Source organism: Mesorhizobium waitakense (assembly GCF_056431085.1).
The window spans coordinates 1-7,891 of sequence record NZ_JBWKME010000136.1; the positions used below are offsets into that span (position 1 = coordinate 1).

General features: G+C 60.5%; 11 protein-coding genes. 3 read left to right on the top strand and 8 right to left on the bottom strand.

Annotated elements, in window-relative coordinates:
* Positions 1-76: 76 nt before the first annotated feature.
* The 6 genes from AC07FD_RS27370 to AC07FD_RS27395 all read right to left on the bottom strand — a co-directional run bounded on the left by AC07FD_RS27370 (position 77) and on the right by AC07FD_RS27395 (position 3,826).
* On the bottom strand, positions 77-463 hold the full coding sequence (locus AC07FD_RS27370; RefSeq protein WP_477303451.1) for a hypothetical protein: 387 nt from the start codon (positions 461-463) through the stop codon (positions 77-79).
* An 85-nt stretch (positions 464-548) separates the two neighbouring features.
* Positions 549-1,802, bottom strand: a complete 1,254-nt coding sequence (locus AC07FD_RS27375) for an MgtC/SapB family protein (protein WP_478352381.1) — start codon at positions 1,800-1,802, stop codon at positions 549-551.
* A gap of 10 nt (positions 1,803-1,812) precedes the next feature.
* The gene (locus tag AC07FD_RS27380) at positions 1,813-2,259 is read right to left on the bottom strand and encodes a pyridoxamine 5'-phosphate oxidase family protein (RefSeq protein ID WP_478352382.1); all 447 of its coding nucleotides are present in this window, start codon (positions 2,257-2,259) and stop codon (positions 1,813-1,815) included.
* Positions 2,260-2,271: 12 nt separating this feature from the next.
* Positions 2,272-3,006 (bottom strand): phosphoribosyltransferase, encoded by a 735-nt coding sequence (locus tag AC07FD_RS27385; protein ID WP_478352389.1) that lies wholly within the window; start codon positions 3,004-3,006, stop codon positions 2,272-2,274.
* A 2-nt stretch (positions 3,007-3,008) separates the two neighbouring features.
* Positions 3,009-3,446, bottom strand: a complete 438-nt coding sequence (locus AC07FD_RS27390) for a DUF2267 domain-containing protein (protein ID WP_478352383.1) — start codon at positions 3,444-3,446, stop codon at positions 3,009-3,011.
* Between the two features lie 125 nt (positions 3,447-3,571).
* Positions 3,572-3,826 (bottom strand): lipoyl domain-containing protein, encoded by a 255-nt coding sequence (locus AC07FD_RS27395; RefSeq protein ID WP_478352384.1) that lies wholly within the window; start codon positions 3,824-3,826, stop codon positions 3,572-3,574.
* A 170-nt stretch (positions 3,827-3,996) separates the two neighbouring features.
* Between AC07FD_RS27395 and AC07FD_RS27400 the strand changes: the two genes are divergently transcribed.
* Positions 3,997-4,221, top strand: coding sequence for a hypothetical protein (locus tag AC07FD_RS27400; RefSeq protein WP_477288370.1), 225 nt, complete (start codon positions 3,997-3,999; stop codon positions 4,219-4,221).
* Here AC07FD_RS27400 and fixJ read toward each other — a convergent pair.
* Both fixJ and AC07FD_RS27410 read right to left on the bottom strand, forming a co-directional pair.
* On the bottom strand, positions 4,218-4,832 hold the full coding sequence (fixJ, locus tag AC07FD_RS27405; protein ID WP_478352385.1) for a response regulator FixJ: 615 nt from the start codon (positions 4,830-4,832) through the stop codon (positions 4,218-4,220). The two genes, AC07FD_RS27400 and fixJ, sit on opposite strands and share 4 nt — an antisense overlap.
* A complete protein-coding gene (locus AC07FD_RS27410; protein ID WP_478352386.1) occupies positions 4,822-6,333 on the bottom strand; it encodes a PAS domain S-box protein in 1,512 nt (503 codons plus the stop codon). Before AC07FD_RS27410 ends, fixJ begins: the two co-directional genes overlap by 11 nt.
* Before the next feature lie 235 nt (positions 6,334-6,568).
* On the opposite strand from AC07FD_RS27410, the gene AC07FD_RS27415 reads away from it, so the two are divergent.
* Complete coding sequence (locus AC07FD_RS27415; protein ID WP_478352387.1) at positions 6,569-7,381, top strand: universal stress protein; 813 nt, start codon at positions 6,569-6,571, stop codon at positions 7,379-7,381.
* A 155-nt stretch (positions 7,382-7,536) separates the two neighbouring features.
* Complete coding sequence (locus AC07FD_RS27420) at positions 7,537-7,806, top strand: DUF6455 family protein (RefSeq protein ID WP_478352388.1); 270 nt, start codon at positions 7,537-7,539, stop codon at positions 7,804-7,806.
* The last annotated feature ends 85 nt before the right edge of the window (positions 7,807-7,891 follow it).

Genomic DNA, 7,891 nt, shown 5'->3' on the forward strand with positions numbered 1-7,891 from the left:
CTCATCGCAAACATCCGCATGCTCACCCGACGGCTCGCAAGAGCCTGAAAACACCGCGGTCGTTCTGATTCAGACACTAAGGCCGTTCGACCCTTGCCACCTGATAGGTGTGCATGGTGCCGTTGCGTTCGATGGACACGTATTCGCCGGTGACGAAACGTTCGTCGCCGAGATGGAAGCCGATCTCGTCGTCGCGGTCGCCTTCTGCATAGTCGAAGTACCACTGTCCGCCGGGCTTGCGCCGCAGAAGGCCGACCAAGTCTTCTTCGTCAGCGCGAAAACGGCGAACGCGGCAGGAACCCTGGTGCGACTTCCACTCGTCGGCGTCGATCCGTCCGTCGCTCTTCAATGGGGCGAGCACATCATAGCCCTCTTCGCGATCGCCGCCCGGATGGCCCTTCTCGCGGGCAAGCAGCAGCCGGACATGCCGGAACTTCGGGGTAAGATCTTTCAGATCGGTCATGGCGAACTCCCTTGACGGAGTTCATAGCGCGACGACCGGATTTGGCCTTGATCCGGATCAAGAGGGCCTGGTCGTTTCTGCGCGGTCAGAAGGTCGCTAGCAGCACCATGGCGCAATAACCGGCAACTGCAGCGATCAGGGTCGCCACGGCCAACGGCAACCAGAACCTGACCGGGCCGGCAACGACCGCCAGCGAGACGCGACCGGTCGCGTTTGCCGCCAGCGCCGCCAGCACTGCCTGCCCCACGGTCTCGACAGGGACCGAATGCCTGACCAGGCGCAACGCGCTGAGCACCGAGACATCGACATCGAACGTTCCGGCAAGCGCCGAGCTCGCCAGCAAGCCGCGCCCGCCGAATTGACCCGCCAGTGCGGCGCTGGCGGTCGAGACCACCGCAAAGAGCAGGGCAAAGAGCAGCAATGGACCAAGTTCGAATGGATTGCGCGTCAGCCCACCACCTTTTTGATCCCCGCCGACGCGCACCAACAGAAATGCGCCGCAGGCCGCGAAGGCGAATGCCGCCGCAATCGCGGGAATGCCGGCTGGGACGAATACGCTTGGTTGGATGATCAAAACCACCACGCAAACGCGCAGCGATGAGATCATCGCTGCCAGCGAAGCTGCCCCTGCCAGCGGTAGCGGATTGCTCGACGACGTCGCGTTGCGGGCAAGCGCCACGGTCACGGCTGTGGAGGAGACGATTGCACCGACGAGCGAGCTGACGAGCAGACCCCGCGTGGTTCCAAGAACGCGAACGGCGACATAGCCAGCGAACGATATCGACGCCATCAGCACCGTAAGGAACCAGACCTCCCAAGGATTGAAACCGCCCCATGGGTCCATGGTCCGGTTCGGCAGCAAGGGCAGGACAATCGCGGTCATTACCGCCAGGATCAACGCCGAACGAAGCTCGATCCAGGTCAGTCGTCGCAACAGGCCGTGCAGGACCTCGCGACTGGCAAGTACCGCCGCGAGCGCGGCCCCTCCAGCGCAAGCAACCCGATAGTCGCCGGCTACACAGAGTGCGCCAAGCGCGAACACGCCCAGGCCGGCCATGACCGAGGTGACGCTGAAATCCTGGTCGTGAGCAGCTTCTCGCGCCTTGTACCATGCGAAGATCGCGGCAAAGGCGATAAACCCCCCGACCAGCACCGCAACCGCGTCAACGGCTTCGGCCAGCGCTGCCAGAATGCCACCGAGCAGGCCGGATATGCCGAAGGTTCGAATACCGGCCGTACGGCTGCGATCCGGTGCGTCCCGCTCCCGCCAGCCACGCTCCAGTCCGACGAGCAGGCCGATTGCCAAGGCGAGTCCGAGCCGGGCGATGAGCGGATCCATGGGAGGCAGTTTACTCGCCCGCTTCCCTGCCCGACACCTGCTGAATCAGAATTCGGAAGAACACAGGTGACGTGCTGTCTGAAACGGGAGGTATTGCCGGCTTGAGGGCACCGGGCTCCCACCAGTCCGCGTGCTTGCTGAGCACCGACCATGCATGGTCGCGCTCGACCTTGTGGCCGATCTGATCCGGCAATTCCTCATAGCGGCCGTCGACCACCACGCTTCTCCATCCTCGCCCTTTGCCGCGTTCATCGACCTCAACGCACACCAGCGGGTTGCCGCGCATCCACTCGATCTTCTTGCCTGGCATCGAAAACGCGTAAAGGTGATTGTCTGAATGGGCATAGTGTATCGGCACGACGTAAGGCTGGCCGTCCTTCGCGCATGCCAAACGACCGATCCGGTTGGCGGTCAGCAATTTCGTACATTCCAAGGCCGAAAGGCTACGGATCAGCATCGGTGCGATCTCCTACTTTTTCGAGGTGGCCCCGTGACGCTGCCGCTCAGTCTCGTTTGTGGAGCGGCCGGCGGGCTTCTTGAGATTCTTGCGTTGGCGGGTCGCTTGCCGGAGGGCAGCTTCGTCCATTGCAGCGACAACAGAGCTGTCGGAAAGCTGAGGGAACGACAAGTAGTGGTAGCCCAGTGCACCGAACCGCGCTGGTTGACTAAGGCAAACCACCCGGTCGGCTTCGCCAGCCAATTCCGATATCGTATCCTGCGGTGAAACAGGAACTGCTACGACGACCTCCTTGGGGGCTCGTTTTCTCAGGGCACGAATGGCAACCTTGATCGTCGTTCCTGTTGCCGCGCCGTCATCGACGATGATCGCCGTCTTCCCCGCGATCGATAAGGGTGGATGCTTTGCCCGATAGGCGAGCCGGCGACGTTCAAGCTCGGGTCGTTCCTGCGCGATCAAGGCGCGAAGTGCGTCATCATCGAGCGAGTAGGCTTCGACAATCTCCCGGTTCAGCACGATGTCCGGAGGATCGCCGTCCACGATTGCGGCAATGGCCAGTTCAGGATTTCCCGGCGCGCCTACCTTGCGCACGATAATCAGATCAAGCGGTGCCTTCAGAGCTTTGGCCACTTCGGCGGCGACCGGAACGCCGCCACGCGGCAGCGCGAGCACGACGGGTTGGCGCAATTGAAGCTTGCCCAGTTCGATGCCGAGCTTCTCTCCAGCCTCTTTGCGGTCGCGGAACATCATCAGTCCGCCGGCCAGAGATGATGAAGTGACTTCCTCATCGAGTTTCTCACCTGAGTGATCTCGCCATGCGATATATGGCGATCGAGGAGCTTGAAAACTGCACCGATCGCAGTGTCGAAATCGACTTCGTCATCGTAGCCGAAACCGCTTCTGACATCGATGATGAAGTCTCGCTTCGTTCGCTTGCAGGCAGGTGCTTTCGTTGGTTGCCAACCCTCGAAATAGATGCCGCGAACCAAGACAGGGAGCTGCGCTGCAAGGTCGGCAGTTTCCGCAGACGACAACCAGTCTCGCAGCGTATGCAGAACAGATTTCAGCAGCCGGTACGCACTCGGCTCGCTCCAGCAGAGGTCCCTGGCGAGTTCGTTGACCCACTGCTGAGCCTGCTGCGCGGCGTGGGAAAAGCCAGAAAATGATGTGTGAGACATTTGGGTCATGTCAATTGCTCCCTGAAGTCTGGCTTGATCTTCCAATTTCGGGAGTGCGTGAGCATTGCGCCGGATCAATTTCCTGCATCCGACCCATAGCCGACGATGCCCGATCGGTTGGTCGGCATGCGCCGTCAGTCGGCCCGGATCGTATCGTCCAGTGTTGCCAGAACCGATCCGGGTTCGATCACGGCATTCACGGGGGCCATGATCGTCGCACGACCGCTTGCTGGCGACACGATCTCATGCAGCGCGCCTTCAATTCGAACCTCGGCTATTCTATCGCCAGCCTTGATCGTGGTGCCGTTGGCAACGAACCATCGCTCCACAATGCCCTCGGGAAGCATGCTGGACGCCCACAGCGCTTCATCGACCTTGATTTCGTGCATCGCGTTTCTCCTTATGAGCAGGGAAAGTAGCCCAACCGCCAAGATGGACATTGATCGCGATCAATAGGGGCGGTTCGGCAGAGGCAGGGGAGCCAGCTCGAGGCTGCATTCGGGTGTCGAAAACTGATTCAAATCAAGGCGAGGCATGCCATCTCGCGCATCCTAGGGGGATGTGGAAGCCGATCCTAAGCGCTCCGTTCGACAGCGATCTCGAACTGGCCGTCCTCGACGAGGATGGCGAGCATGCGCTTGTATTTCCCTGCATGAAGACGCGGAAAGGATGGAAGAACGCCGCGACCGGCGCCTATCTCGACATCCACCCGACCCATTGGCGCGACTGGGTGCCGGACAAGACACCCGCAGATATCGGCAACGCCTTCTCTCGGTCGCCCTAGTGCTTGGGATCCACGATGAGTGCCATGCGAACCAGATGCGACAGGCTGCTCGCGGCCATCTTGCTCATGACATTGGCGCGATGGATTTCGACAGTGCGCGGGCTGATCCCCAGATCATAGGCGATTGTCTTGTTCGGCAGACCCGACACAAGTCCATCCAGCACCTGCCGCTCCCGATCCGATAGTGTAGACAGACGCCCGCGGATTTCCGCGGATTGCGGGTGCGTTGCATCTATCCGATTGCGATTGGCCAACGCGGAGCGGATCGCGTCGATCAGCATCTCGTCGTCGAACGGCTTTTCGATGAAATCAGCAGCGCCTTCCTTCATCGCGTGGACGGCGAGCGCGACATCGGCATGGCCCGTCATGACGATAACCGGAAGCCTATGTCCGCGAGTCCGAAGCTGTCGCAGGAACTCGATGCCGTCGATACCCGGCATGCGCACATCGGTCACGATACAGCCATCAATATTGTCTGTCGTCGCGGCCAGAAAGGCTGTCGCGGATTCATGCAGGCGCACGGCAAAGTCGGCTGTGGCGAGAAGAAACCCAAGCGACTTGCGGACGTCGACGTCGTCGTCGACCACATGCACAAGATCATTACCGGCCATTGGCGACCTCTTCCTTCTCAACGATGCGCAATGTGAACCGGAATGCTGTTCCTCCGGCGGGCATTGGCTCGGCCCAGATGTGGCCGCCATGCGACTCGACGATGGTACGGCAAATCGAGAGCCCGACGCCCATCCCTTGCTTCTTGGTGGTGACGAAGGGCTGGAAAAGTTGGGCCGAGACTTCTGGCGCAAGGCCGGAGCCCGTATCCGTCACGCTTACCTCGGCCATCCCATCCTCCCGTGCGACGGTCGTCACGTGCAACTCGCGGCGCGGTACACCTTGCATGGCTTCCACCGCGTTGCGCATGAGGTTGAGCAAAACCTGCTGAATCTGGATGCGGTCGGTCAACACCAGCTCGGCGGCGGGATCAAGCTCATAGCTGACGCGGACATCGATCTCCCTCGCGCCGACCAGGGCGAGCGACGAAGCTTCCTCGATCAGCGCCGGCAGCCGTTCGACCTGACGCTCGCTTTCGCCCCGCGCAACAAAGTCCCTCAGATGGCGAATGACGTTTCCTGCCCGCAGGGCCTGCTCAGCCGCCTTTTCCACAGCATCGCGCAGCATAGGGGCGTTCTCTTCCGTACTCTTCTCGAGCAGCCGGCGGCTGCCCTTGAGGTAGTTCGTGATGGCCGTCAGTGGCTGATTGATCTCATGTGCAAGCGTCGAGGCCATTTCGCCGAGCGCGGTAAATCGCGCCATGTGGAGAAGCTCCTGCTGCTGCTCCTGAATTCTTGCTTCTGCCCGATGGCGCTCGGTCAGGTCGCGGCAAAAGCCGGTGAAGAAGCGTCCGGTTCCCGGGTGCATCTCGCCGACGGAAAGCTCCATGGGGAAGGTCGAACCGTCCTTGCGCATCCCGGTGACGGTGCGACCAAGCCCGATGATCCGGCGCTCCCCCGTCGTCAGATAGCGGTGCAGGTAGGCGTCATGTTCGCCACGATACGGCGCCGGCATCAGCAGGCTGACATTCTGGCCTATGACTTCGCTGGACTTGTAACCGAACAGCGTTTCCGCGGCCGTGCTGAAGGATTGGATGTGGCCTTGTTCGTCGATGACGACCATTGCGTCTGGCACCGTTGCCAGGATCGAGCGCAGATGATCCTCACGCAAGCGAAGTGCGGCATTCGCAAAGGAGAGTTCGCTGACATCCGTGCCTTCGACAAAGATGGCGGTGATGCGACCGTCGTCGGCCTTGATCGGCTGGTAGACGAAATCGAGGATGCGCTCTTCTGCCGGTTCGTCGTTCTTGTTGCGAAGGGCTATCTTCATGCCCTGGCCTCTGTACGGTTCGCCGGTCTTGTACACTTGGTCCAGCTGTTCGAAGAAGCCTTGACCTTCCAACTCTGGAAGGGCCTCGCGCACCGACTTTCCGATCACCTGCCTGTGGCCGATAAGCCGTTGGTAGGCAGCATTGGTCAGTTCGAAGACATGGTCCGGCTCGCGCATCAGAGCCATGAAGCCCGGAGCCTGCTCGAACATTTGCGACAAGACTGATTTCAGCATCGCGCCGCCGGCCGACAAAATAGGCGCTTCGTATTGGCTCACCTGAGATCCCTAGGCTCGATACGCCTGCAAGAAAGGCTAACTATCACTTCTCTCCGTACAGGCAAAACGGATCGAGGCCGACTTTTTTCGCACAGATGCAATTGGCGGGTTCTTTGACACGCATCAAGGCGTCGAGCGCCGATGGATGCCATTTCATCATCCTATTCCACCGGTCCAGCGAAAGGCCTCCATCATGTCCTACAAGTCAATCATCGTGAATCTTGCCGTGGATGCACCTCCGGCGGCGATGGTGAAATTGGGGATCGAGCTCGCGGAACGGTTTGGTGCCCGCCTTATCGGCCTGGCGGCAGCAGATGTCCCGCCACTGGTCGCGACAGGCGACGGCATGGTCTACGAAGGCGAGATCATGCAGATCCAGCGAACGGAGATCGAAAAACGGCTTGCCGAACTGCGTGCCGAATTCGAGAGGCTCGTTCCCGTTTCGATCTTTAGCGAATGGGGCCAAGCCGTTTGCAGCCCAACCCGCTTCCTCAGCGCTTCGGCCAGAGCCGCCGATCTTGTCGTTACCGGCAGTCAGAAAGGTGAAAATGTGTTTCGCGCCGTGGATGTCGGCAGCCTCGCACTCGGTATTGGACGGCCGGTCCTGGTCGCCGCGAGCAATGTCGAGCATGTCATGGCGAAAACCGTGCTTGTTGCCTGGAAGGACACGCGGGAAGCGCGACGGGCGATGGTGGATGCATTGCCCTTTCTGGCTAAGGCCAACGAAGTTGTCGTTGCCACCATCGATACCGACCGCGACGAAAGCATTCGTGACAGTCTCGCCGACGTGGCGGTTTTTCTTGAGCATCACGGCATCATGGCACGGACCGAACTGATCGCCGGCGAGGCCGACGGCGACCGGCTGCTGGCATTCGCGCGCTCGATCCATGCGGACCTGATCGTCTCCGGCGCCTATGGTCACAGTCGTCTGCGGGAATGGGCATTCGGCGGCGTGACGCGCTCGCTGATCGAGGACAACGGCATCAATCGCTTGATGTCCTATTGAACGCGGGTCGCGTCAGCATCTTCAAGTCGCCACACGCAGTCACAAGCTGGAACGATGGCCGAGCGTGCCTCGCGCTGTTGACCGAGATCAATGTAGTGCTGGCCAACATGGCGATGATGGCTGGGAAAGATAGCTGAGAAATAGGAGTGACCGACGTGACCCTTCTCGACTACCTGATTTCAGTGGACGCAAGGACAGCCCTGATGGGCCGTATGATGCGGAAGCTCGGCGTCGACAGACAATTGAAGATCGTAGCGGACCACGCAGCCGTTACAAATCGGGCGGTGGACCGCTGCCGCTCCTGCGGACACCAGGATGAATGCTCGAACTGGCTCGACGAACACCGGCAAGCGGATGATCCGCCAGATTACTGCCGTAACCGCGACCTGATCGCACGGCTGCAGCATGCGGCCGGCGCGCGATAGTGCTTTCAGATGCGAATGTAGTGTCCTAGATGTGAGCTTTCAGGAGGTTGTCCATTCGGACCGGACCGGGGAGACTGGAGTTACC